The sequence below is a fragment of the Methyloversatilis sp. MC4-4 genome (assembly GCF_049843555.1).
Taxonomy (GTDB): domain Bacteria; phylum Pseudomonadota; class Gammaproteobacteria; order Burkholderiales; family Rhodocyclaceae; genus Methyloversatilis; species Methyloversatilis discipulorum_B.
Window position 1 is genome coordinate 635,641 of record NZ_JBBHZK010000002.1, and the last position, 24,441, is coordinate 660,081.

General features: G+C 65.1%; 18 protein-coding genes. 9 read left to right on the forward strand and 9 right to left on the reverse strand.

Features of this window, described 5'->3' with window-relative positions; translation table 11 throughout:
• The first annotated feature begins 33 nt into the window (after window positions 1-33).
• From WDZ97_RS09805 to WDZ97_RS09820, 4 genes are all read left to right on the forward strand, one after another.
• A complete protein-coding gene (locus WDZ97_RS09805) occupies window positions 34-1,224 on the forward strand; it encodes an efflux RND transporter periplasmic adaptor subunit (RefSeq protein WP_425762623.1) in 1,191 nt (396 codons plus the stop codon).
• Window positions 1,221-4,346, forward strand: coding sequence for an efflux RND transporter permease subunit (locus tag WDZ97_RS09810; RefSeq protein WP_425762624.1), 3,126 nt, complete (start codon window positions 1,221-1,223; stop codon window positions 4,344-4,346). The genes WDZ97_RS09805 and WDZ97_RS09810 overlap by 4 nt, the downstream gene beginning before the upstream one ends.
• Before the next feature lie 41 nt (window positions 4,347-4,387).
• The gene (locus WDZ97_RS09815) at window positions 4,388-5,194 is read left to right on the forward strand and encodes an oxidoreductase (protein WP_425762625.1); all 807 of its coding nucleotides are present in this window, start codon (window positions 4,388-4,390) and stop codon (window positions 5,192-5,194) included.
• A 79-nt stretch (window positions 5,195-5,273) separates the two neighbouring features.
• The gene (locus tag WDZ97_RS09820) at window positions 5,274-6,719 is read left to right on the forward strand and encodes a DHA2 family efflux MFS transporter permease subunit (RefSeq protein ID WP_425762626.1); all 1,446 of its coding nucleotides are present in this window, start codon (window positions 5,274-5,276) and stop codon (window positions 6,717-6,719) included.
• A 282-nt stretch (window positions 6,720-7,001) separates the two neighbouring features.
• On the opposite strand, the gene WDZ97_RS09825 is transcribed toward WDZ97_RS09820, so the two are convergent.
• The 3 genes from WDZ97_RS09825 to WDZ97_RS09835 form a co-directional block, all read right to left on the reverse strand.
• Window positions 7,002-7,655, reverse strand: a complete 654-nt coding sequence (locus WDZ97_RS09825; RefSeq protein WP_425762627.1) for a laminin B domain-containing protein — start codon at window positions 7,653-7,655, stop codon at window positions 7,002-7,004.
• Between the two features lie 114 nt (window positions 7,656-7,769).
• Complete coding sequence (locus WDZ97_RS09830; RefSeq protein WP_425762628.1) at window positions 7,770-8,069, reverse strand: type II toxin-antitoxin system RelE/ParE family toxin; 300 nt, start codon at window positions 8,067-8,069, stop codon at window positions 7,770-7,772.
• A 15-nt stretch (window positions 8,070-8,084) separates the two neighbouring features.
• On the reverse strand, window positions 8,085-8,366 hold the full coding sequence (locus WDZ97_RS09835) for a CopG family ribbon-helix-helix protein (RefSeq protein ID WP_425762629.1): 282 nt from the start codon (window positions 8,364-8,366) through the stop codon (window positions 8,085-8,087).
• A 261-nt stretch (window positions 8,367-8,627) separates the two neighbouring features.
• Here WDZ97_RS09835 and WDZ97_RS09840 point away from each other — a divergent pair, with 261 nt between their 5' ends.
• A complete protein-coding gene (locus tag WDZ97_RS09840) occupies window positions 8,628-9,773 on the forward strand; it encodes a dsDNA nuclease domain-containing protein (protein WP_425762630.1) in 1,146 nt (381 codons plus the stop codon).
• Between the two features lie 33 nt (window positions 9,774-9,806).
• Entirely contained in the window at window positions 9,807-11,507 is a 1,701-nt protein-coding gene (locus tag WDZ97_RS09845; RefSeq protein WP_425762631.1) for a hypothetical protein, read from the forward strand.
• Between the two features lie 211 nt (window positions 11,508-11,718).
• Here the strand turns inward: WDZ97_RS09845 and WDZ97_RS09850 are convergent, their stop codons facing one another.
• The 6 genes from WDZ97_RS09850 to WDZ97_RS09875 form a co-directional block, all read right to left on the reverse strand.
• Window positions 11,719-12,870: a ribonucleotide-diphosphate reductase subunit beta gene (locus WDZ97_RS09850; protein WP_296809742.1), complete on the reverse strand. Its 1,152-nt coding sequence runs from the start codon at window positions 12,868-12,870 to the stop codon at window positions 11,719-11,721.
• 149 nt (window positions 12,871-13,019) lie between these two features.
• Window positions 13,020-15,881 carry a ribonucleoside-diphosphate reductase subunit alpha gene (locus WDZ97_RS09855; protein WP_425762632.1) on the reverse strand — a complete coding sequence of 954 codons (2,862 nt, stop codon included), beginning with the start codon at window positions 15,879-15,881 and terminating at the stop codon, window positions 13,020-13,022.
• A 258-nt stretch (window positions 15,882-16,139) separates the two neighbouring features.
• Window positions 16,140-16,694, reverse strand: coding sequence for a 1,6-anhydro-N-acetylmuramyl-L-alanine amidase AmpD (gene ampD, locus WDZ97_RS09860; RefSeq protein ID WP_425762633.1), 555 nt, complete (start codon window positions 16,692-16,694; stop codon window positions 16,140-16,142).
• A gap of 59 nt (window positions 16,695-16,753) precedes the next feature.
• Complete coding sequence (locus tag WDZ97_RS09865) at window positions 16,754-18,103, reverse strand: sigma-54-dependent transcriptional regulator (RefSeq protein ID WP_425762634.1); 1,350 nt, start codon at window positions 18,101-18,103, stop codon at window positions 16,754-16,756.
• Window positions 18,073-19,695, reverse strand: coding sequence for a sensor histidine kinase (locus WDZ97_RS09870; RefSeq protein WP_425762635.1), 1,623 nt, complete (start codon window positions 19,693-19,695; stop codon window positions 18,073-18,075). The genes WDZ97_RS09865 and WDZ97_RS09870 overlap by 31 nt, the downstream gene beginning before the upstream one ends.
• Window positions 19,673-19,903: a PP0621 family protein gene (locus tag WDZ97_RS09875; RefSeq protein ID WP_304003726.1), complete on the reverse strand. Its 231-nt coding sequence runs from the start codon at window positions 19,901-19,903 to the stop codon at window positions 19,673-19,675. Before WDZ97_RS09875 ends, WDZ97_RS09870 begins: the two co-directional genes overlap by 23 nt.
• Before the next feature lie 275 nt (window positions 19,904-20,178).
• Here WDZ97_RS09875 and WDZ97_RS09880 point away from each other — a divergent pair, with 275 nt between their 5' ends.
• The 3 genes from WDZ97_RS09880 to WDZ97_RS09890 all read left to right on the forward strand — a co-directional run bounded on the left by WDZ97_RS09880 (window position 20,179) and on the right by WDZ97_RS09890 (window position 24,438).
• Entirely contained in the window at window positions 20,179-21,567 is a 1,389-nt protein-coding gene (locus WDZ97_RS09880; protein ID WP_425762636.1) for a surface lipoprotein assembly modifier, read from the forward strand.
• 57 nt (window positions 21,568-21,624) lie between these two features.
• On the forward strand, window positions 21,625-22,467 hold the full coding sequence (locus WDZ97_RS09885) for a FecR family protein (RefSeq protein ID WP_425762637.1): 843 nt from the start codon (window positions 21,625-21,627) through the stop codon (window positions 22,465-22,467).
• Window positions 22,468-22,554: 87 nt separating this feature from the next.
• The gene (locus tag WDZ97_RS09890; RefSeq protein ID WP_425762638.1) at window positions 22,555-24,438 is read left to right on the forward strand and encodes a glycosyltransferase; all 1,884 of its coding nucleotides are present in this window, start codon (window positions 22,555-22,557) and stop codon (window positions 24,436-24,438) included.
• The last annotated feature ends 3 nt before the right edge of the window (window positions 24,439-24,441 follow it).

A 24,441-nucleotide genomic window follows, 5' to 3' on the forward strand; every position in this document is an offset into this window, starting at 1 on the left:
ACGTAGTGACTATTGACAACAATAGTCACTCGAATGAAGATGGAGGCCTTCGTGTTCCCGGAGGTCGCCATGTTTCAGCGTTGCAATATTCCCTTCCTCGCCGCCGTCGGTCTGCTGCCCCTGACGCTGGCGGCGTGCGGCGAGGCCACGTCCTCGATCGACGCGCGCACCCAGATTCCGCTGGTGCGGGTGGGAGCGGTTGAGGCCGCGGTGCAGGCTGACCGGTCCTTCACCGGCGTCGTTGCGGCGCGGGTGCAGAGCGACCTGGGCTTCCGCGTTCCGGGCAAGATCCTGGAACGTCTGGTCGACACCGGGCAGACCGTCAAGCGCGGCCAGCCGCTCATGCGCATCGATCCCACCGACTTGCGGCTTGCCACGCGCGCCCGTGACGAGGCGGTGACCGCTGCCACAGCGCGGGCGCGCCAGACCACGGAGGACGAGGCACGCTACCGGGATCTCGTCGCGACGGGCGCCGTATCGGCCTCTGCCTACGACAAGATCAAGGCCGCCGCCGACGCGGCGCGGGCGGACCTGGAGGCAGCCAAGGCTCAAGCCGACATGGCCCGCAATGAAACCGGCTACGCCGTCCTGCTCGCCGACGCGGACGGCGTGGTGGTGGACACCCTGGTGGAGCCGGGCCAGGTCGTCGGCGCCGGGCAGGTGGTCGTCCGTGTGGCCAATTTCGGGCGCCGCGAAGCAGTCGTCAATCTCCCGGAAACCTTGCGCCCGGCGGTCGGCTCGGCAGGGGTCGCGACCCTTTATGGCAGCGGGCTCACCGGCCCGGCCCGCTTACGCCAGTTGTCGGACGCCGCCAACCCACTCACGCGCACCTTCGAGGCACGCTACGTGCTGGAAGGCCGCCTGGCGGAGGCGCCTCTGGGCTCGACCGTCTCGATCCAGATCTCCCGCGACCGCTCCGGCCCCGCAGTGCAGGTACCGATCGGTGCGATCTTCGACCCGGGCAAAGGGCCTGGCGTATGGGTGGTCGAGGAAGAGGGACGCCAGGAACAAGGGGGAAGCCAGGAACAAGGAACCCGCGTCACCTGGCGTGCGGTGCAGGTGACCGGCCTCGGTGAGGAAACCGCTGCGGTCACCGGTGGCGTCTCCGCGGGCGATCGCATCGTCGTGCTCGGTGCCCACCTGCTGCAGGAAGGCGAGCACGTGCGCGTGGCCGACAGCAAATCCCCCGCACGTGTGGCGGCGTCCAGCGGAGAGCGGCAATGAGCGCTCCGACGCACTCGACCGAGGGGGCGCGCCCTTCCCGCCATGAGGGGGGTGATTCGACCAGCGCCTTCAACCTCTCTGCCCTTGCCGTACGCGAGCGGTCGGTCACCCTGTTCTTGATGATCGTGATCTTCGTCGCTGGCGCGGTGGCGTTCCTGACGCTGGGCCGGGCGGAAGACCCGGCTTTCACGATCAAGCAGATGACCGTGGTGACGGCCTGGCCCGGGGCCACGGCGAAGGAAATGGAAGAACTCGTCGCCGAGCCGCTCGAAAAGCGCCTGCAGGAACTGCGCTGGTATGACCGGACCGAGACCTACACGCGACCGGGCCTGGCCTTCACTACGCTGACCCTGCTCGACAGTACGCCACCGGCTGACGTCCCCGACGAGTTCTATCAGGCGCGCAAGAAACTCGGCGACGAGGCACTCAAGCTGCCGCGTGGCGTCATCGGCCCGATGGTCAATGACGAATACGCCGACGTGACCTTCGCGCTGTACGCCTTGAAGGCGCACGGCGCTGCGCACCGGCAGTTGGTGCGCGATGCCGAGACCCTGCGTCAGCGTCTGCTGCACGTGCCGGGCGTCAACAAGGTGAACATCATCGGCGAGCAGGCCGGACGGATCTTCGTCGAGTTCTCCCACGACCGCCTCGCGACCCTGGGCGTCTCCCCGCAAGCCCTCTTCGCGGCGCTGAACGGGCGCAACGTCATGACGCCCGCCGGCTCGATCGAAGCCAAGGGACCGCAGGTGTTCATCCGGCTGGACGGAGCGATCGACGACCTGGAGGCGATCCGGAACACGCCGGTCGCTGCGCGCGGACGTACGCTCAAGCTTGGCGACGTTGCCGAGGTGAAGCGCGGCTACGAAGACCCGGCCACCTTCCTCATCCGCAACAACGGCGAGCCGGCGCTGCTGCTCGAGGTCGTGATGCGCGAGGGCTGGAACGGCCTCGATCTTGGCCGCGCGCTGGAGGCGGAAGCCGCTGCGATCAACGCCGAGCTCCCGCTGGGCATAAGCCTCTCCAAGGTCACGGACCAGTCGGTCAACATCAGTTCGGCGGTCGACGAGTTCATGCTCAAGTTCATTGCCGCACTCGGCGTGGTGATGCTGGTGGGCTTTCTCAGCATGGGCTGGCGTGCCGGCATCGTGGTCTCGGCCGCAGTGCCGCTGACCCTGGCCGCAGTCTTCGTCGTCATGGCCGCCACCGGCAAGAACTTTGACCGCATCACCCTGGGTTCCCTGATTCTGGCCCTGGGTCTTCTGGTCGACGACGCGATCATCGCCATCGAGATGATGGTGGTGAAGATGGAGGAAGGCTACGACCGCATCCGCGCAGCCGCCTATGCGTGGAGCCACACCGCGGCGCCCATGCTGTCCGGGACGCTGGTGACGGCGATCGGCTTCATGCCGAACGGCTTCGCCAAATCGACGGCCGGCGAATACACCAGCAACATGTTCTGGGTGGTCGGCATTGCCCTGATCGCATCCTGGATCGTCGCCGTGGTGTTCACGCCCTACCTCGGGGTCAAGCTGCTGCCCGATTACACGCCGCGCGAGGGCGGGCACGGTGCGATCTACGCGACGCCGAACTACCGGCGCTTCCGCCGCCTGCTGGGATCGGTGATCCAGCGCAAATGGCTGGTGGCGGCAAGCGTGATCGGCACCTTCGCCGTCGCGGTGCTGGGCATGGGCGTGGTCAACAAGCAGTTCTTTCCGACCTCGGACCGGCCCGAGGTGCTGATCGAAGTACAGATGCCCTATGGCACCGCGATCCAGCAGACGAGTGCGGCGGTCGCCAAGGTCGAGGCGTGGCTGGCCGCGCAGCCGGAAGCGAAGATCGTGACCGCCTACATCGGCCAGGGAGCACCGCGCTTCTACCTGGCCATGGCGCCGGAAATGCCCGACCCGTCCTTCTCGAAGATTGTCGTCCTGACCGACGACCAGGCCGCGCGCGAAGCGCTCAAGCTGAGACTGCGGCAGGCGGTGGCCGACGGTCTGGCGCCGGAGGCGCGCGTGCGGGCGACCCAACTGGTGTTCGGCCCGCCCTCGCCCTTCCCCGTGGCCTTCCGCGTGATGGGGCCGAACGCCGACACGCTGCGCGATATCGCCGCCGAGGTGCGCGCCGTCATGCAGGCTTCGCCGCAGATGCGCACGGTCAATACCGACTGGGGCGAGCGCGTGCCCACGCTGCGCTTCTCGCTCGACCAGGACCGGCTGCAGAGCCTCGGCCTCACCTCCAGCGACGTGGCGCAGCAGCTTCAGTTCCTGTTGAGCGGCATCCCCATTACCGAGGTGCGCGAAGACATCCGCTCGGTGCAGGTCGCTGCCCGTTCGGCCGGACACACCCGGCTCGATCCGGCCCGGATCGGCGATTTCACGCTGGTCGGCGCGACCGGTCAGCGTATTCCGCTGTCGCAGGTGGGCGCCGTAGAGGTTCAGATGGAAGACCCGATCCTGCGTCGCCGCGACCGCACGCCGACCATCACCGTGCGCGGCGACATCGCCGAGGGGCTGCAGCCGCCGGATGTGTCCACCGCCGTCTGGCAGGATCTACAGCCCATCATCGCCAAGCTGCCGGCCGGCTACCGGATCGAACTGGCCGGTTCCATCGAGGAATCCGCCAAGGCCAACAGCGCCTTGCTACCGGTGTTCCCCATCATGATCGCGCTGACGCTGATCACCATCATCTTCCAGGTCCGCTCGATCTCGGCGATGACGATGGTGTTCGCCACCGCGCCGCTGGGCCTGATCGGGGTCGTGCCTACTCTGCTGCTGTTCAACCAGCCCTTCGGCATCAACGCGCTGGTCGGCCTGATTGCGCTGGCGGGCATCCTGATGCGCAACACGCTCATCCTGATCGGCCAGATCCACGACAACGAGAAGGCGGGGCTGGCCCCCTTCGATGCGGTAGTGGAGGCCACGGTGCAGCGGGCGCGTCCGGTCATCCTGACCGCCCTCGCCGCCATCCTGGCCTTCATCCCGCTCACCCAGTCGGTGTTCTGGGGAACGCTCGCCTACACGCTGATCGGCGGCACCTTCGCCGGCACTGTTCTGACTCTGGTGTTCCTGCCGGCCATGTATTCCATCTGGTTCAGGATCAGGCCAGCGCCGGCGCAAAGCTGATTCATCCCTACTCCACTCGCGTCACATAGAAAGGAACTGCCATGTCGAATTCCGAAGTCGTCATCGTCACCGGCGTGTCGTCGGGCATCGGACGCGCCGCCGCCATCGAGTTGACCAAGCGGGGTTGCCGGGTGTTCGGCACCGTGCGCAACCTTGCCAAGGCAGAGCCGGTACCCGGCGTTGCGCTGATCGAGATGGATGTTCGCGACGAGGCCTCGGTTGAGCGCGGAATTCAGGCGGTCATCACTCAGGCAGCGCGCATCGACGTGCTGGTCAACAGTGCGGGCGTCACCCTCCTGGGCGCGGCGGAAGAAACATCGATTGCCGAAGCGCAGACGCTGTTCGACACCAACCTCTTCGGCCTCTTGCGCACGACCAAGGCGGTGCTGCCACACATGCGCAAACAGGGGTCCGGTCGCATCGTCAATGTCAGTTCGGTGCTGGGCTTCCTGCCGGCGCCTTACATGGCGCTCTATGCGGCATCCAAGCATGCCGTCGAAGGCCTGTCCGAAACGCTGGATCACGAGGTCCGCCAGTTCGGCATCCGTGTGGCGCTCGTCGAACCGTCCTTCACCCGAACCAATCTGGATCTCAACGCGCCGCAGGCAGCGTCAAGGATTCCCGACTACGAAAAGGAACTCGGCACCGTTTCGCAGGCCATCCGGAGAAATGTCCAGAAGGCGCCCCATCCTGACGGGGTCGCGGCGGTGATCGTCGACGCCGCGCTGGGGGCATGGAAGATGCGCCACACCCCGAAAGGCGAAGCCTCGCTGCTGGCCAAGCTGCGCCGCTTCATGCCCGCTGGCCCGGTCGAGAAGGGCCTGCGCAAGACGTTCGGGCTCGCCTGAATCGGCCCCGATCTTCCCGCCCGTGCAAGAACTGCAGACGCACGGCCATCGGGGATCGCCACATGACTGAGAGCGCCCCATGACGGCCCCGAAAAACCCGACGATCACACCGTCGCCTGCCATCGCGGCAGCGGCACTCCCCGGCTCGCCCCCCAACACCGCCTCTCCATGGCCGGTGTTCTGGGTGGCCAGCCTGGCGGTGTTTCTTGTCTCCATGGACGGCACCATGCTGTTCGCGGCCTTCAGCGCCTTGCGGGCCGGCTTTCCCGACGCCACTGCGGCAGACCTTTCGTGGGTGCTCAATGCCTACACGGTGGTCTATGCCGCAATGCTGATCCCGTCCGGCGGATTGGCAGACCGACATGGGCGCAAGCGGGTGTTTCTCGTCGGTGTTGCGCTGTTTCTGGCGGCATCCGCCGCCTGTGGCCTGGCGGTCAGCGTGGAGTGGCTGGTCGCGGCAAGAGTGCTGCAGGCTCTTGGTGCTGCGATGCTGACGCCGGCCTCGCTCTCGCTCGTGCTGGCAGCGTTCCCGACCGACAAGCGCGCGGTGGCCGTCAGTCTGTGGGGCGCGGTCGGCGGTCTGGCCGCGGCGGTGGGCCCCAGCCTGGGGGCGTTCGTAGTGGCTTCGTTCGGCTGGCAATGGGCTTTCTACCTGAACGTGCCTTTGGGCATCCTGGCCATCTGGCGTGGTGCAACGCTGCTGACCGAAGCAAAGCAGCCGACACGGGGACGTCCGCTCGATCTGGTGGGAATGAGCGTGCTGGTCGTCGGCATCGGCGCGCTGGCGCTGTCCATCGTTCAGGCCGACTCGCCTGCCTGGTCACGTCATGAACTGCTGGCAACGGCCGGCGCCGGCGTGGCGAGCATCCTCGGATTCGTCGCCTGGGCGCGGTTTGCGGAGGCGCCGCTGGTGGACCTCAAGCTGTTTCGCAACCCCACGTACCGCTACGCCAATCTCGCAACGCTGAGCTTCGGCACCGCGTTCTCGATGATGTTCTTCGCATTTTTCTTCTACATGAATTCGATCTGGCGCTATCCGCTCCCACTCGCCGGCCTCGCCATGGCACCCGGGCCGCTGCTGGTGGTTCCGGTGGCCGCGCTGTCGGGTCGCCTGGCCGGTCGGCACGGTCACCGCCCCGTGCTGATCGCGGGTTGTCTGATCTACGCGGCCAGCGCGCTGTGGTTCCTGCTGGTGCCCGGTATCGAGCCCGCATATCTGACGCATTGGCTGCCGGGCATGTTGTTGAGCGGTACTGGCGTGGGCATGGTCCTGCCTTCACTGTCAGGCGCCGCGGTCAGCGGTCTGCCGCCCGCCCACTACGCCGTCGGCAGCGCGGTCAACCAGGCGATACGGCAGATCGGCTCGGTCATGGGCGTCGCGCTCACCGTACTGCTGCTGGGCGGTGCAACGCTGCATCGTGCCGATTTCGATGCTGTCTATCTATGCCACATGAGCCTTGCACTGCTGACCGCGGCGCTGTGCCTGCCCGTCAACACCGCGCCCACAGCCATCGCAGAAAAATGAGCAGGTCCTGCGCCAGGCGCTTCGTGCAATGGCATTCATCGACTGCGGGGTAACCGCGCAAGGCGTGCGGTCGCGGTTACGCGCGGCGGGCGACGGCACCTGACCACGCCGCCGCGTCCGCGTCTTTTACGCAGCTGGCGTGTCCCGTCCGTCGCGAGGCGGCGATCCAGGCCGACGAACGGGCACTGCGAGCACGCAGCTCATAACCGGCCGCCCGCGCCGAAGGATCGGCGGGGGACAGTTCCGCCCACGTCGCATGAAGGCTCGCAACGCGTCCTCGCCTCAATCCACCGCACGCCGCTTCCGGCGTGCAGCGAACGCGACGCAGCCAATGCCGGACAGCAGCATCAAGACGGTGGTCGGCTCTGGCACGAGGGCGACGTTGTCCAGATAACCGACGTCGGCCCCCGTCTGATATTCCGCCCGAATTCTCAGCGAACTCAGGTTCGACAGTACGGCAAGAAACTGCTCCTCCGTCGGCGCGATGCCCGACAGGGTGTTCAGTCGCCAGCCGGCCGCCGACAGCGGAACCGAATACGACGTCCAGCCGTTGTTGACCGGATTGTTCGCCGTGTCATACACGACGGTGAAGCCGCCGCCCGACAGGATCACGTCCTCCGCGTCGAACTGATTCGGCCCGCCCGGATAGCGCTGCATCAGGTCAAAGGTCAGCTGCGAGCCGAAGGCGCCGGCGAAGTTGCCGAGGAACAGCGAGGGCGCGACGAAGTAGGTGACACCGCCGGTGGTCAGGTCGTCGATGAACACATTGCCGCCCGGATTGCCGCCGGTGGCACTCCAGGTCAGCGGCCCCTCGATGTCACCCTGGGCGCTCCAGCCTTCGGCATCCGTGTCGAAGGTGCTGGTGACGGCCAGCGCGGGGAGCGAAGCGGAGAAAAGGAAAGCAAGCGCGGAAATACGAAGTCTGGTGCCTTTCATTGTCGTCAGCCTCCAATGGTCAAGCAGATCCGGGAAGGTATTCAACCCGCCGACATGGTGATCCTTAGGCGGTCGGGACTGCAAGCGTCACCATCGGAGACCGCCGCGCAGGGTTCAAGCGCCGTACCCGCCCTCACGCTGATGCCGTACCGCCAGCACCACGACGACATCGCGACCGGCGTCGTAGTCATACAGGGCCACGTAACCGGTTCGGCCGCGTGAAATGACCAGCTCCCGGAGGTCGTGCTCGACCTTGCGTCCGATCAGGGGATGCTCGCGCAGCACCGCGAAGCCGGATTGCAGGATGGGCAGCGTCTCGGCAGCAGTTGCAGGCGCATCCGCCTGCAGCAGGAAATCGGTCAGACGTTCCAGATCCGCCAGCGCGCGCGGCGCCAGCACCACACGGGTACTCACGATCCCGTCCGCTGCTCATATCGACGACGGATCAGGCTTGCGCGCAGGTTTTCCTTCGGCGCGCGCCTTCAGGTAATCGAACACCTCGTCGGCATCCACCACCAGTCCGTAACGCGCAACCTCTTCGCGCGCCAGCAGCGCATCGGCCACGAAGGCTGTGCGACGTTCGGCCAGTTCGGTCTGCAGTTGCAGCGCCTCGACCATGAAAGCGTGCGCACTTTTGCCGGACTGCTGCGCCACCGCAGCGATGCGCGCCTTCAGTTCGTCCGGAAGTTTCAGCGTGGTCGTAGCGGTCATCGCGGCCTCCTGAATACGGGTAGCACCATGGTAGCACCCACCAGACATCACAGACGTCCACTGCGCAACCTGCAGCACTCGAGTGCGGCGCTGGCTCATACGTGAGCATCAGAACGCAACTCATCCTTCGAGTCCTAGGGGCGCGAGAAACGTGGTCTGTCCCCTATTACCTACGTCCCCTATTGTTCCTGGGGCCTGACCCTTGTTCCTCCGATGTCATTTATGTAGATAATCTGGGCACTCACCGTTCTCGGCGAATCCATGAGCAAAAATCAGATCAACGAGGTATTCCGCGTCGCCACTCGAAAGGATCTCGCGGAGTCTGGCGGCGGGCACAACCAGAAGGGCGTCGACTTTCAGCGGGCTTGGGCCATCGAGCGCATGTTCGACCTCGAGAAGTCCGGGGCCAGCGATTTTCTCTTTCTGTTTGAGTCGATCCAAGATGTCGCCGAGCTCGATTCGCTGACGGCGCCCTCCTCCATTCGGATCTATCAGGTCAAGAAAAAAGACCGCAAGGAATGGAGCTGGGCCGAACTGACGCATCTAGTCGAGCCTGGCAAGAAGCGGAGGGCTTCGAAGAACCCGCCCCCGGACATCAAAGACAGTCCGATCGGAAAACTGTATTCCTCGGCATTGGCGTTCAAGGAGCTCAAATGTTCCGGGAGATTCATCTCGAACAACGGCTGCGATTTGCCTTTGAATGGCGGCGGCAATGCCGCGACCTCCTTACCATGCGACCTTTCGAAGCTTGATGCGGAGCATTTGAATGCTTTGACCTTGGGACTTGAAACCCTTCATGAAGCCGGCACTCTGCCTGCCAATCCGGCCTTGATTCATGTCGAAAAAATCCCCATGCACCCGGATCAGCCGACCAAGCACCTCATCGGGACGGTCGTATTGTTCCTCAACGAGCGCAGTCCGAGACATGCGGGGCAGGCCCAAGCCTTGGTCGAAGCGTTGTTGGCCAAGGTCGGTCCTTTGGGCGCGAAGACGGTCACTTGCGCGAACTTCGAGGAGCTCAAAAAAGAACGCGGCTACTCCAAGGCGGAGTTCTCCGCGGCGTTGAGCAACCTAGAAGATGTTCCCGACTTGCTGGCGCTACTTGAAGACTGGCTCGACAAGCTCGAAACGGAGGGCGGCATCGGATTCATGGAGAAGCCGGCCGTCAGGGTGGCTGCTTCGAAAATCTTCCGGCTCCAAGTGATGGGCGGAGAAGACCCCCTCGTCGCGCCGCTCCTGCTGGACATTGATGCTTGGCTGGACGCTCACGCACCGGGAGCCTCGCTCAATGCGTTCCTCGACCAAGCCAAAGCAGATCTAGCCGGCGCCCATTCCTCGATCCGCCCCGCGGATTTCACCGCGCAGTTCCTACTTCGAGCCCTAAAAAAATGCGTGGTCCCAACCTAAGAAAACTGGTCAGAAGCCTTCGCACAAAATCATATGAAAAGCTTTCTCTTCGAAAGTATTTGGATGCTCTCCCGGCGCGACCGGCGAGCCCGGCGAGTGGAGTTCCACAAGAACAAGAACCTGATCTGGGGTCGGAATCACACCGGGAAGTCGAGCTTGGTCAAAACCATGTTCTTGACTTTGGGGGCAAAGCCGCAGGGAAACCTAACCCAGTGGGATGAACACACCGTTTCGCTGGTCGACTTCCTCGTCGACGGGCGCAGCTTTCAAGCTCTTCACAGCTCCGGAATCCGGGCCCTATTCGAGAACGGCGTCCTCATCGTCGCAACTTCGGATCATTCCGAATGGAGTGCGGCTTTCGCATCGGCGACGGGCTTCAATCTCGTCCTCTTAGACAAGAAAGGGCAAAGCGTCCCGGCCGATCCCAAGTGCTTTTTCCTGCCCTTCTACATCAACCAGGACGGAAGCTGGCAGGCCAGTTGGAACACTTTCACTGGCCTGCAGCAGTTCAGCAAGCCGATGGGCTCGATTCTCGAATATTTCTCGGGCATCAAGCCCCCGGAATACTACGAGGCCAAAGCCAAGAGAGACGCCGAGCAGCGGCTGCTGGACGATCTAAAAAAGGAGCGAGGCTTCCTCGACAAGGCTAGGGAGCGATTCGGCAAGAAAATGCCCCTCTCGGGCCCGAAGATCGACCCGGAAAATTTCAAACGGGAAATCGAGCAGTTGACGCTCGAAATGACCACGCTCAACAAGGAGCAGGAAAAGCTTCGATCCCAATCGGTCTCCGAGCGCGATCTGCTATCGAGCATCTACCTGCAGATCAATTTGGCGAACGAAGCGATTCGCGTGTATGACGGCGACGCCCAATACCTGCGCAAGGAGCCACGAGAGGCTTTGGTCTGCCCGGTTTGCAACGCCGAGCACTCCGAATCATTCATGGACCTGCTCACCTATGCGGACGACGCCCGATCATTGAGGGAGATCACCGCGCGGCTTGAAAAGGATGGACGAGAGGTTGCCGCCAAGCTTCAACAGACGGTCGCACAGATCGGAGCCCTCGAAGGCCAATACCGCCGCATCTCCCATTTGCTCGACACGCGTCGCGGAGACCTGCAGTTTCGACAGGTCGTTGAGAGCCTCGGCGCCGAGCAAGCCTTCCAAGCCTTCGAGGAGGAGCGCTCGATCTTGGACGCTGAGATCGCCATTCACTCCGAGGTGGTCGGGGCCCTCAATGCCGAGATGGACAAGCTGACCGACAAAAAACGTTCCGGCGCTATCTTGAAGCAATATCGACAAGCCTACGCGGCCGCCCTCTTCGACCTGAACCTGCCGGACTCCGGGAAAGCTCGCCTCACGTTGACCAGCCGTCCCAGCGATTCGGGCAGCGGGGGCCCTCGCTCGATCCTCGCCTACTATGCCGCCCTGTGGGATGTCTGCTGCGGGAAGACCGGATCGTTCATGGTGCCGCTTGTGATCGATTCACCGAACCAACAAGGCCAAGACGACATCAATCTGCCCAAGGTCATCAAATTCATCTCCGAGAAGCTGCCCGCCAGCGCCCAACTCATCCTCGGGTCGGAGATCGATACCCAGCACCCCTTTGACAAAAAGATTATTCTGGATGCCCCATATAAGCTGCTGGATGAGAAGTTTTTCGAAGAAGCAGATGCAGCGCTTAGCCCGCTGGAAACAATTATGTATCTGCGTTTGAAGGCTAACTCTGAGGAATGACCTTTAGACGAGGACTTGACTCCTATCAAAGACACGCAGTATTAGAATTTCGGATCACGACTACCATTCCCTTAAAAACAAGTTCAAACGTATAAGGGAAGCTCCGCAAGTACATGTCGCACCTGCATCTAATTGATGATGCCCGTTGCGCAAATCACTACCGCCTTAACCGGCAAAAAAGCCGGCTTTCGCCGGCTTTTTATTTACATCATCAATCCCAACTCAACGCCCCACCCGTTTGATATTCAATCACCCGGGTTTCGAAGAAGTTGCGTTCCTTCTTCAGGTCGATCATTTCGCTCATCCACGGGAAGGGGTTCTCGGCGCCCGGGTACAGCACATCCAGACCGATCTGCTGGGCGCGGCGGTTGGCGATGAAGCGCAGGTATTCCTTGAACATGTTGGAGTTCAGGCCGAGCACGCCGCGCGGCATGGTGTCTTCGGCGTAGCGGTATTCCAGCTCGACGGCCTTGCGGAACAGCGCCTTCAACTCTTCGCGGAATTCCGGGGTCCAGAGGTGCGGGTTTTCGAGCTTGATCTGGTTGATCAGGTCGATGCCGAAATTGCAGTGCATGGACTCGTCGCGCAGGATGTACTGGTACTGCTCGGCGGCGCCGGTCATCTTGTTCTGGCGACCGAGGGCGAGGATCTGCACGAAGCCGACGTAGAAGAACAGGCCTTCCATCAGGCAGGCAAACACGATGAGGCTCTTCAGCAGCTGCTGGTCGGCTTCGGGCGTGCCGGTCTTGAAGGCCGGGTCGGTCAGCACATCGATGAAGGGGATGAGGAACTCGTCCTTGTCACGGATGGACTGCACTTCGTGATAGGCGTTGAACACCTCGCCTTCGTCCAGGCCCAGCGACTCGACGATGTACTGGTAGGCGTGCGTGTGGATGGCCTCTTCGAAGGCTTGGCGCAGCAGGTACTGGCGGCACTCGGGCGCGGTGATGTGGCGGTAGGTGCCGAGCACGATGTTGTTGGCGGCCAGCGAATCGGCGGTGACGAAGAAGCCGAGGTTGCGCTTGACCAGACGGCGTTCGTCTTCGGTCAGGCCATTCGGCGACTTCCACAGTTCGATGTCGCGCTGCATGTTCACTTCCTGCGGCATCCAGTGGTTGGCGCAGCCGGCGAGGTACTTTTCCCAGGCCCACTTGTACTTGAAGGGCACGAGCTGGTTCACGTCGGTGCCGCCGTTGATGACGCGCTTGTCTTCGGCGCGGATGCGGCGCATGCGCGCGTCGCCCTGGGCGGCCGGCGTGGCCGGCGGCGACATCGGCAGTTCGCGCGAGTCGGGCATCGGCGTGCGCAGCGCAAGACCAGGTTGCGGTGCGGTCATCGGCAGGTCGTCTTCGAAACTCAGCATTGTTGTTCTCTCCTTCGATCGGCGCGCGCAGCGCGCCGGGTATTGCTTTAGTCAGGTGGGGCGATGCGCGGAGCACGCTCCGCTCGCCCCTGGCCCCCAGCCTCTAGCCCCCACCCTTGCCTGCGGAAGCAGGCAAGGGTGGAAAGTCCTCACTGGCAGGCTTCGCAGGTCGGGTCGTCGATAGCGCAGAACTTGGGCGCCGGCTCTTCGGACTGGCTGGGCACCGCGTTCAGTTCGCCGCCGCGGCCGGTGGATTTCTCGGCGTGGGTGGCGCCCATGGCGCGCAGGTAGTAAGTGGTCTTCAGGCCGCGCAGCCAGGCGAGCTTGTAGGTTTCGTCCAGCTTCTTGCCCGAGGCGCCAGCCATATAGATGTTCAGGCTCTGCGCCTGGTCGATCCACTTCTGGCGGCGCGACGCGGCTTCGACCAGCCACTTCGGCTCGACTTCGAAGGCGGTGGCGTAGAGCGCGCGGATGTCGGCCGGGATGCGGTCGATGCGCGATAGCGAGCCGTCGAAGTACTTCAGGTCGGCGACCATCACTTCGTCCCACAGACCCAGCTTCTTCAGGTCGCGCACCAGGTGCTCGTTCACCACGGTGAATTCGCCCGACAGGTTCGATTTGACGAACAGGTTCTGGTAGGTCGGCTCGATGCTGGCATCGACGCCGATGATGTTCGAAATGGTGGCGGTCGGCGCGATCGCCAGGCAGTTCGAGTTGCGCATGCCGTAGTTCGCGATGCGGTTGCGCAGCGCGTCCCAGTCCATCGTGACCGAGCGGTCGACTTCGAGGTAGCCGCCGCGCTGCTCGGCCAGGATGTCCAGCGAGTCGTGCGGCAGGATGCCGCGGTCCCACAGGCTGCCCTTGTAGCTGGAGTAGCGGCCGCGCTCTTCGGCCAGTTCGGTCGAGGCCCAGTAGGCGTAGTAGGCCACCGCTTCCATCGAGCGGTCGGCGAACTCGACCGCCGCGTCGGAGGCGTAGGGCGTGCGCAGTTCGTGCAGCGCTTCCTGGAAGCCCATCAGGCCCATGCCGACCGGGCGGTGCTTCAGGTTGGCGTTACGCGCCTTGCCGACCGAGTAGTAGTTGATATCGATGACGTTGTCGAGCATGCGCATCGCGGTGCGGATGGTCTTGCGCAGCTTGTCGTGGTCGAGCGCCTTGCCGCCGTTGCCGTCGTCCTTCAGGTGGGCGACCAGGTTCACCGAACCAAGGTTGCACACGGCGATTTCGGTGTCCGAGGTGTTCAGCGTAATTTCGGTGCACAGGTTCGAGCTATGCACGACGCCGACATGCTGCTGCGGCGAACGCAGGTTGCACGGATCCTTGAAGGTGATCCACGGGTGACCGGTTTCGAACAGCATCGACAGCATCTTGCGCCACAGCGCGACCGCCTGCGTCTTCTTGAACAGACGGATCTCACCGCGCGCGGCCTTCTCTTCGTAGCGGGTGTAGGCCTGCTCGAAGGCGCTGCCGTACAGGTCGTGCAGGTCCGGGCAGTCGGCCGGCGAGAACAGCGTCCATTCGCCGTTTTCCATCACGCGGCGCATGAACAGGTCGGGAATCCAGTTCGCCGTGTTCATGTCGTGCGTGCGGCGGCGGTCGTCGCCGGTGTTCTTGCGCAGGTCGAGGAACTCCTCGATGTCGAGGTGCCAGCTTTCCAGATAGGCGCAGACGGCGCCCTTGCGCTTGCCGCCCTGGTTCACCGCGACCGCGGTGTCATTGACCACCTTCAGGAAGGGGACCACGCCCTGCGACTTGCCGTTGGTGCCCTTGATGTGCGAGCCCAGCGCACGCACCGGCGTCCAGTCGTTGCCCAGACCGCCGGCGAACTTGGCCAGCAGCGCGTTTTCCTTGATCGCCTCGAAAATGCCGTCGAGATCGTCGGCCACCGTGGTGAGGTAGCACGACGACAGCTGCGGGCGCAGCGTGCCGCTGTTGAACAGCGTCGGCGTCGAGCTCATGAAGTCGAAGCTGGACAGCAGCTTGTAGAACTCGATCGCGCGCTCTTCGCGGTTGATTTCGTTCAGTGCCAGACCCATGGCGACGCGCATGAAGAACACCTGCGGCAGTTCGATGCGGCGGTCGCGGATGTGCAGGAAGTAGCGGTCGTACAGCGTCTGCAGGCCGAGGTAGTTGAAGCGCAGGTCGTTGCGGTGGTCCAGCGCGGCGCCCAGCTTGGCGAGGTCGAACTGGGCCAGCTTGGAATCGAGCAGTTCGGCTTCGATGCCCAGCTTGATGTAGCGCGGGAAGTACTCGGCGTAGGCAGTGGCCATGGCGGCCTGCGACGTCTCCTCACCCAGCACTTCGTTGCGGATGGTGTGCAGCAGCAGGCGGGCGGTGACGTAGCCGTAGGCGGGGTCCTGCTCCAGCAGCGAGCGGGCGGCCATGATGGCCGACTTGCGCACTTCCTCGACCGGCACGCCGTCGTACAGATTGGACAGCGTGGCGTTCAGGATGGCGTCGACCGACACCACGTCGCCCAGCGCCTCGCACGAGGCTTCGATCAGACCGCGCAGCGCGGCGTGGTCCAGCGGCATGCGACGGTTGCCGTCGACCACGTGCAGCACCGGCTGGTCAGCCGCGGCTTCGACCGCGTGCTGCTTCTGCGCACGCTCGGCGGCGCGCTTCTCGCGGTACAGCACATAGGCGCGGGCCACGTCGTGCTCGGCCGAGCGCATCAGCGCCAGTTCGACCTGGTCCTGGATGTCTTCGATATGGAAGGTGCCGCCGTGCGGCTGGCGACGCACCAGCGCCTGCACCACCTGGGTGGTGATGCCGGCCACCTGTTCGCGCACGCGCGCCGACGCGGCACCCTGCCCGCCATTCACCGCCAGGAAAGCCTTGGTCACCGCGATCGAAATCTTGGCCGGCTCGAAGTTCACCACCGCACCGTTGCGGCGGATCACCTTGTAGTCAGCGTGCAGGGCTGCCGCGCTCGGCAGCTCGTCGATGCTGATCTGGTCGGGGCTGGGGGACTGCGGACGGGTGCTCGTGTGTTCGGCGGTCAATTGCATGCGGACGTCTCCCTGTGAGGCCGTCGCGAGCGCGACGGAGAGCGGTTTTTGATGGGATTTCGCTAACTGACCACTATAGGTAGTGGTTGAAGCTCGATGAGCTACTAATTCTAGTGAGCCCTTCCGGCACCCGCAAGCGCGATTTTTCTGCTAGGCAGCGGCCCGGCGGCCCAAAAATCACCCTTCGATGCGCAGGGGATTGGCATCGGGCAAGGGCTGGCGAGGTGGAATCCGGCGCAAACGCCGGTGCGGCGGGAATCAGTCCGGCCGAGTGACGCCGGGCAAGCGTTTCCAGTCGAAGCAGGCACCGGGATCAATCTTTCTTCCCGGCGCGATATCCGAATGACCTACGACGTCCGCCACCGGATGCCGTTTGCGCAGCGCATCAATCAGCGCTGCGGCGCACCGGTATTGGGCGTCCTCGAAGGGCAGCACGTTGCAGCCTTCAAGCTCGATGCCGACCGAGAAGTCGTTGCAGCCTTCCCGCCCGCCCCAGCTCGAACGCCCGGCATGCCAGGCGCGGCGCGTGGTCGGCACGAACTGCAGCAGCTCGCCGTTGCGCCGCACCACGAAATGCGCCGACACGCGCAGCGGCGCGACATCGACGAAATACGGGTGGGCCGCCGGGTCGAGCCGGTTCAGGAACAGCTCTTCTATATAGGGGCCGCCAAACTCGCCCGGCGGCAGGCTGATGCAGTGCATCACCACCAGCGACACCGGCTCGCCCTCGGGGCGCGGGTCGGAGTTGGGCGATTCGACGCGGCGGGCGGCGGTGCACCAGCCGTCGGCGTCGATGTGGAGATCAGGCGACACCGCGCGCTCCCGTGAACAGGCACTGCGCGTGCAGGCGGTCAGCCTCCCGACGAACGCACTCAGTCATTGATGCCCAGCCGCTGCAGGCGGTAACGCAGCGAGCGGAAGGTGACGCCGAGCAGGCGGGCCGCGGCGGTGCGGTTGTAGCGCGTCTTGCGCAGCGCGTCCTCGATGGCGGCGCGCTCCATGCGGTCGAGATAGTCCTGCAGCGGCAGTTCGCCGGCCGGCATGTCCGGCACCTCGTCGTCGACCGGCATCAGGCCGAGGTCGGCGGCGTCGATGCGCTCACCCGAGCTGAGCGCGTAAGCGCGTTCGAGCACGTTCTCCAGTTCGCGCACATTGCCCGGGAAGGGATAGGCGCACAGCGCATCGACCGCCGCGCGCGTCAGTTCGGGCTTCTTGCCGTCGGCGGCGGCAATGCGTTCGAGCAGGGTCTGCGCCAGTTGCGGAATCGATTCGCGGCACTCGCGCAGGCTGGGCATGCGCAGTTCGAGCACGTTGAGCCGGTAGAAAAGGTCCTGCCGGAAACGGCCCTCCTCCACCATCTGCCGCAGATTGCGGTGGGTGGCGCTGATCAGGCGCACGTCGGTCGCCTCTTCGGTGCGCGCACCGACGCGGCGCACCGACTTCTCCTGTATCGCGCGCAGCAGCTTCACCTGCATCGCCAGCGGCAGGTCGCCCACTTCGTCGAGGAAGAGCGTACCGCCGCGCGCCGCCTGAAAATAGCCTTCGCGGTCTGCATCGGCGCCGGTGAAGGCGCCTTTCGCATAACCGAAGAATTCGGACTCGACCAGGTTCTCCGGAATGGCACCGCAATTGACCGCGACGAACGGGCCCTCGCGCCGCGCACCCAGCTCGTGGATGAGCCGCGCCGCGCGTTCCTTGCCGCTGCCGGATTCACCATGGATATGCACCGGCGCGCCACTGCGCGCGAGCTTGGCGATGGTTTCGCGCACCTGCGTCATGGCCGGCGCGTCGCCGACCAGCGCGTCGGTGCCGGCCGGCCGCACCTCGCCGCCGCGCGACGGCAGATCGAGCGCCGAGCGCACCAGTGCGCGCAGCTGCTCGATCGATACCGGCTTGGCGAGGTAGTCGAAGGCGCCTGCCTTCAGCGCGGCGACCGCGTTGTCCATGCTGCCGAAGGCGGTGATGACCGCCACCGGCAGGTCGCGGTGGTGTTCGGCGATGTGGCGCACCAGCTCCATGCCCTCGCCATCGGGCAGGCGCATGTCGGTCAGGCACAGCGCGAAGCGTTCCTTGCCCAGCAGTTCGCGCGCCTCGCCGACCGAGCCGGCGAGCGACGCGTGCAGGCCCATGCGCGCCAGCGACATGTCGAGCAGTTCGCGCAGGTCGTCTTCGTCGTCGACGACCAGCACTTTCAGCTCCCGCTCAGTCCGCCGCCGTTCCATGATTCGTCCAAGCTCCTGTTCAGGCCGCGCAGGCGAAAGTGCGCACCCGGCGAATTATCCACGAAGTCGAGCGCGGCCCCGTTGGCGTCGCTGAGTTCGCGCGCGATGTAGAGGCCCAACCCGGTACCGCGGCTGTGGGTGGTGAAGAAAGGTTCGAACAGGTGCGCGCGCGCGCTGTCCGAGACGCCGGGGCCGTTGTCGACGATGTCGAGCAGCGTGGCGTCCTCGGTCGCGCTGACCGTCAGGCGCACCGCGCCGTCGTCCGGGCCGGCGAAGCGCAGCGCATTGCCGAGCAGATTCCACAGCACCTGATGCAGATGGCCGCGATCGAACCAGATGCGCGCCGGCACCCCGGTTTCGATATGCACGCGCGCACGCACGCCGGGTTCGCGCATCGCGAATTCGTCGACAAAGGTGCGCACATAGCTGCCCAGTTCGAGCAGTTCCGGCTCGGCGCGGTCGCGACGACCCAGCTCCAGCACGTCGCTGACCATGCGGTCCAGCCGCTGCGCGTTGTCGCCGATGATGCGGGTGAGCCGCGCCTGGGTTTCGGCGCGCCGCTCCTCCTGCAGCAGTTCGGCCGCCTGGCTGATGGCGGCCAGCGGATTGCGGATCTCGTGCGCCATGCTGGCGGTCAGCCGGCCGAGCGCGGCGAGCTTGATCTGCCGCGCCTGTTCGCGCAGCCGCGCCAGATCTTCGATGAACACCAGATGCCCGCCGGCACCGCCGGCCGGCACGCAGCGCACGCGCAGCGCGGCGGGGCGCGACGGCAGGTCGAGCACGAACACGCGCTCGCGGTCAGGGTCGGCCTGCGCCGCCATCGCCGCGGCGAGCGCGGGCGAATAGTCGGCCAGCATGACCGGGCGCGGCATCAGCGGATCGAGCAGACGACGCGCCTGCGGATTGGCCTGCCGCACGTGGCCGAGCGTGTCGACCACCAGCACGCCGTCATCCATGTCGCGGATCACCCGTTCGTTCACCCGCACCTGCTCGGCCAGGTCGCGGCCGCGCTCGCGCGCCAGCGACTCGTTGGCGATGACCCGACGCGCCAGCAGACGCACCGCGATCGCGGTGGCGAAGAAGCCGATGCTGATCGAACCGACGTGCACGAAGCCACCGGCGTCGGAACCCAGCGTGACCCACTGCATCGCCTGCTGGAACAGCATCGCCAGGCTGGCCACTGCGGCGTAGAACACCGCCAGCCTGCCCTGCCCGACCAGTGCCGCGAAGGCCAGCACGACCACGTGCATGAAGGGCAGACCGGTGCTGAGTCCGCCGCCGGCGTAGGTGAGCAGCGTGAGGAAGAAGATGTCGGCGAGCACGCCTGCAGTCAGCCGTGCGTCGTCGGTCGGCAGCAGGCGGTCGGCGCCGAGCATGACGCAGACGGCGAACACCCAGTAGCCGCGCGCGGCGCTGGCGAACAGCGCGCCGCGGTAATCGGCAAAGCTGATTTCACCCGGCACGCCGAACACCAGCGCGACCAGCACCGAGGCGATCAGCAGCCGATACAGATTGAAGTAGCGCAGCGAACTCACCCCCGCCACCGGCAGCGCGGCAGCGGCGGCGCCGTCAGACCCGGCCGTTGTGAGCATCGCGATGCTCGGGGCAGCAGAAGTATTGCGCATCGGTGAACACGGCCTCGCCCTCGGGAATGCGCAGACCGCACTCGGCGCACTGCACGATGCGCTCGGCCACCGGCTCGGCAGGCTTGTTCTTGTCGGACTTGGTGCGCGCAGGCTTCTTGAAGAACCACAGCCAGACCAGGAAGGCCAGGAGCGCAAAAAACAGGATGCGGGACATCTCGGGCGACAGCAGGCGGAATGCGGAGGAAAAGCAGCGTACCAGCTTGGCCGGGCAGCCGGCGCAGAAAACAAGCAAGCCACCGCGGAAGGTGATCTATTTCGGAATTCCTGGTCGGGGAGAGCGGATCAGACGCCAGGATTCGAACCGCCGGCCTCTGCGTCCCGGGTATGCGCGACGGCCGATACGGCGGGAGATTCTCAGAGGCCTCGGATGTACAGTTCTGTTACATTCCGGCCGTATATGTACGACTGTCCAAAGCCGAGGAACCCCAATTGAGGCGTCTGACTGACCATCGAGTTTTCCGGCCGCTGCCGTTCGCGATCATTTCCGCAGGTGCGTTTCTGTGTGCCTCGGCAAATGCCCAGACGCCGGGAAACTGGCCGCTCGACCGTCAGGTCGACGAGGCTTTCCAGCAGGTCATGCGTGCGCCGGCCGACATGGAAGCCGGCTTGAACTATGCCCGCCTGCTCGTGCAGGACGGCAATTACGAGGGCGGGATCGCCGCCATGGAACGCCTGCTGCTCGATCCGGCCGCTCACCCGGCCGTGCGCGTGGAACTGGCCGTGCTGTATTACCGCCTGGCGTCCTACAGCATGTCGGAAGCCCTGCTGCGGCAGGCGCTCGACGACAGCCGCCTTGCGGGTGAGCAAAGGACCGTTGCGGAGAACCTGTTGCGCGACGTCAGCAAACGCAACCAGGTGTCGCAGTTCGACGGTGTGCTGGTGTTCGGTGTGCGGGCGCAGACCAACCCGGCGGCGCGCTCCGACCGCGACACGGTTCTGTCCGGTGGCCTGCCGCTGGCCGTTGCCGCACCGTTCAAACCGAAGTCGGACACCGACCTGCAGGCGACGCTGCGTCTGGACCACCGCTATGACCTCGGCACCCAGAACGAGGCGGCCGTCGTCAGCTCGCTGGTGGCCCAGGTGATCAAATACAGCTCGTCCTCCGGCTCACGGCTGTCGGCCAGTCAGGCGGATCCGTACAACCTCGCGCTGGTCGAGGTGACCAGCGGCATCCGCTTCAAGCCGTCCGCCACCGGCGCGCCCGGCCTGACCCTGCGCCCGCACCTCATCGTCGGCACGCTGAGCGCACAGGGGCACAAATACCTCGACAGCTACGGCGTCGGCCTCGATGCGGGCTATCTCATCAACGAGCGCACGGTGATCGACGCCGGTTACGAGTACCGCAATTTCGACTACGCATCGCGCATCGACGTCCCGAACGCCAACCTGCTCGGAGGCCCGGACAATCTGTTCCGCGTACGTCTGACCCGGGAACTGAGCCCGGGCACGGCACTGAGCGGCGAACTGCGCGCCCGCTACCATCGCACCGACCGCGATTATTACGACTACGACGGCTACGAAGGGCGGCTGACCTATGCGTTCAGCTACGCCAACCCGTTCGTCGCCAATGGCGGGGCCTGGACGACGTCGATCTGGGGCGGCGTGCATCAGCGCCACTACCAGGCCGCCGACCCGTCGGTCGATCCGACCAGGAAGCGCCGGGATACCGAGTGGCGCATCGGTATCGGCAACACCGTGGCACTGTCGACCGCCTGGTCGCTGCTGATCCAGGTCGAGCACATGGACACCGACGCCAACCTGCCCAACTTCCGCAACAAGAATTCTTCCTTGTTCGGTGCAGCGGCCTATCGCTTCTGACGCGCGCACAGCCATGCACCTGACAATGAACCGCTACGATTGCACGAGGAACTCGCAATGACCCCGCCGATTTCCAAGGACTGGTGGATTGCCGCCGCCCTGACCAGCGCCGCGCTGCCGACCGCCTTTGCGCAGACTGCACCGACGCCCCGCGCGGGCGTCGTGTCCGCCATCACCGCCAGCGCGCCCTCTTCCTCAAACCAGAAGACCGTGGTGGTCGGCGACAACGTCGTGCCCGGCGAGACGCTGCGCACCGGACCGGACGGACAACTGCACGTTCTTTTCCTTGACCAGTCGGCCGTCACGCTGGGCGCCGATTCCGAGCTGGTCATCGACACCTTCAACTACGACCCGGCCACCCGGCAGGGCCAGATCCGGCTGCGCCTGAACCAGGGTCTGCTGCGCGTGGTCGGCGGACACATCAGCAAGACCACCGCGACCGAAATCGCCACACCGCAGGGCAAGGTGGAGATCCGCGGCGGCATTTCCATCGTCAACGTCAGCGGGAATACGACGAGCGCCACCTTCCTGTTCGGCCAGCAGATGCGGGCGACTGCCAACGACGGCAACACCCAGACCATTACGCGTCCGGGCTTTGGCAGCACCCTCGGTTCCCAGGGCGTTTCAACACCGTCACGCACATCACCGCAACAGCTCACCTCGCTGTTGCAGCAGCTGGAAACCCGGCCGAGCGGCGGCAACCAGGGCAACCCCAATCCGTCGCCTGCCCCCGCCGGCCAGCTGATCAGCACCGGAACTACGCCTGGCGGCGCCAACAACCCGGGTAGCACGCTGGCCAACGACAGACTGAAGAGCGTCGTCGACAACAGTGTCGGAAGCAACCCGTCGCAGACCTTGCGCAACCTTCTTTCGGTCGGCCAGCTCAACAACGCTTCCTGAGCACGCGTCTTGGGGGAGCAAGGCGGGTGCCCGATCCGGGTCGCCCTGCAGCAGACGCTCCCGCCGCCTTCACAACACGGGTAGGCCATGCGCGTCCTGTTTGTTTCCAACTATGCCCATCTGCCCGACCTCACCGGCGGGCTGCAGACCACCACGCACGACCTCTGCCTGGCCATCAAGGCGATGGGCGCCGATGCCGCGGTTCTGTGCGGTCGTCTGCGGACTGACCCTTCTGCCGCCGAGCAGCCCGCGAGCGGTGACGAGAGCCTGGGTTACCTCGTGCTGCGCGCCGATGGGCCGGAAAAGGCGCTGCCGATGGCCGCTGCCGCCTGGGGTGCCGATGTCATCGTCGTACAGAATGGTTTGGCGCTGGCACCGATGGTGCTGGCCAGTCTGACGACCGGACGCCCGACGGCGGTCTATCTGCACAACGTGGAGACGCACCAGCTCGCGGGTCATCTTGCGCCGCACCCGTCGCTGCTGTTCCTCGCCAATTCGGCGTTCACCGCACAGCGCTGGCGCACGCTGTATGGCATCGACTGCACGGTGATCCCGCCGGTCGTGGCGCCCGAGTCCTATGCGAGCGGGCAGACCGGCGACAAGGTGCTGTTCGTCAATCCGACGCCGATCAAGGGCGTCGAAATCATGTTCTCGCTGGCCGCGGCCTGCCCGGAACTGCCCTTCCTGGTGGTGGAAAGCTGGCACATCGACCCGCACTGGCGCGCCTACTGTCTCGACCGGGCAGCGCGGCTGGGCAATATCGAATGGTGTGGCCCGACGCGCGACATGCGCGAGGTGTTCGCCCGCACGCGGGTACTGCTGATGCCCTCGGTATGGGAGGAATCCTTCGGCCGCACCGTGATCGAGGCCCAGATCAATGGCCTGCCGGTGCTGGCCAGCACGCGCGGCGCGCTGCCCGAGCTGGTGGGGGACGGCGGTTTCGTGCTCGCCCCCGAAGCGGCGATCGACGACTGGGCGCAGGCCTTGCGCCAGCTTTACGATCCGGCGCTCAGCGCCCGACACAGAGAAGCGGCGCTGCGTCAGGCAGCGGCCCACGTCGTGTCCACGCCGCTCATCGTCGGGGAACTGCTGAGCATGCTTGCCGTGCACGCCAGCCAGTCGCTCATCGACGACAGCGACAGATCAGGTACGACGCTCGACAGCAGCGTCACCCCGGCTGCGCCCGGTTCGCTCCCCGCTGCCCTGCGCGAGGTCGCGCCACGCTCCCCGCGGCGCGAAGACTGCCGCTTCTATCATTCCTGCGATCTGGCCGACGGCGAAGAGGTGACCGGAGAATGGGATCTGCGACCCGATCCGTTCGGCTATCTGGGCGACATCTGCGTGACCGGTCAATCGGTGCTGGAGATCGGTCCGGCGAGCGGCTTTCTGTCCTTCTGCATGGAGATGGCCGGTGCGACCGTCACCTGCGTGGAGCCGCCGATGTCGCATCTGTGGGACATCGTGCCCCTCGAAGGCTTCGATACGCCGGGCTGGCGCGAAACCTTCAGCGAACAGATCGAGATGGTGCGCAATTCGTTCTGGTACCTGCATCGACAGCACGACTCACGGATCAGGGTGTTCGAGGGCGATCCCTACGAACTCCCGCCCGGTTTCGGCCCTTTCGACATCGGCGTTCTGGCGTCGGTGCTGCTGCACTGCCGCCGCCCCTTCGACCTGCTGCAGAGCGTCGCCGAACGGGTCCGGCACACGATGGTGGTCACCGAAGCTTACGACCCGGCGCTGGGCGATGCGCCTGCATGCTGGCTGCTGCCGCACACCGGTGTGCCCCAGGTGCACACCTGGTGGCAGTTCACGCCGCAGTTCTTCGTATCGGCGCTGGGCGTAATGGGGTTCACCGAATGCACGGTCAGCATCCATAAACAGAAGCAGCCGGCCGAGAACCGGGAGGTCGCGATGTTCACGGTCGTGGCCCGGCGGCCGGTAGCGAACGGCGACCGCGCGCTGCCTTGACGA

Bases quoted from the DNA above. Each gene is read 5' to 3' on its own strand.
- WDZ97_RS09805 (WP_425762623.1), top strand. From the start codon at position 34: ATGAAGATGGAGGCCTTCGTGTTCCCGGAGGTCGCCATGTTTCAGCGT.
- WDZ97_RS09810 (WP_425762624.1), top strand. From the start codon at position 1,221: ATGAGCGCTCCGACGCACTCGACCGAGGGGGCGCGCCCTTCCCGCCAT.
- WDZ97_RS09815 (WP_425762625.1), top strand. From the start codon at position 4,388: ATGTCGAATTCCGAAGTCGTCATCGTCACCGGCGTGTCGTCGGGCATC.
- WDZ97_RS09820 (WP_425762626.1), top strand. From the start codon at position 5,274: ATGACGGCCCCGAAAAACCCGACGATCACACCGTCGCCTGCCATCGCG.
- WDZ97_RS09825 (WP_425762627.1), bottom strand. From the start codon at position 7,655: ATGAAAGGCACCAGACTTCGTATTTCCGCGCTTGCTTTCCTTTTCTCC.
- WDZ97_RS09835 (WP_425762629.1), bottom strand. From the start codon at position 8,366: ATGACCGCTACGACCACGCTGAAACTTCCGGACGAACTGAAGGCGCGC.
- WDZ97_RS09840 (WP_425762630.1), top strand. From the start codon at position 8,628: ATGAGCAAAAATCAGATCAACGAGGTATTCCGCGTCGCCACTCGAAAG.
- WDZ97_RS09845 (WP_425762631.1), top strand. From the start codon at position 9,807: ATGAAAAGCTTTCTCTTCGAAAGTATTTGGATGCTCTCCCGGCGCGAC.
- WDZ97_RS09850 (WP_296809742.1), bottom strand. From the start codon at position 12,870: ATGCTGAGTTTCGAAGACGACCTGCCGATGACCGCACCGCAACCTGGT.
- WDZ97_RS09855 (WP_425762632.1), bottom strand. From the start codon at position 15,881: ATGCAATTGACCGCCGAACACACGAGCACCCGTCCGCAGTCCCCCAGC.
- WDZ97_RS09865 (WP_425762634.1), bottom strand. From the start codon at position 18,103: ATGGAACGGCGGCGGACTGAGCGGGAGCTGAAAGTGCTGGTCGTCGAC.
- WDZ97_RS09870 (WP_425762635.1), bottom strand. From the start codon at position 19,695: ATGCTCACAACGGCCGGGTCTGACGGCGCCGCCGCTGCCGCGCTGCCG.
- WDZ97_RS09875 (WP_304003726.1), bottom strand. From the start codon at position 19,903: ATGTCCCGCATCCTGTTTTTTGCGCTCCTGGCCTTCCTGGTCTGGCTG.
- WDZ97_RS09885 (WP_425762637.1), top strand. From the start codon at position 21,625: ATGACCCCGCCGATTTCCAAGGACTGGTGGATTGCCGCCGCCCTGACC.
- WDZ97_RS09890 (WP_425762638.1), top strand. From the start codon at position 22,555: ATGCGCGTCCTGTTTGTTTCCAACTATGCCCATCTGCCCGACCTCACC.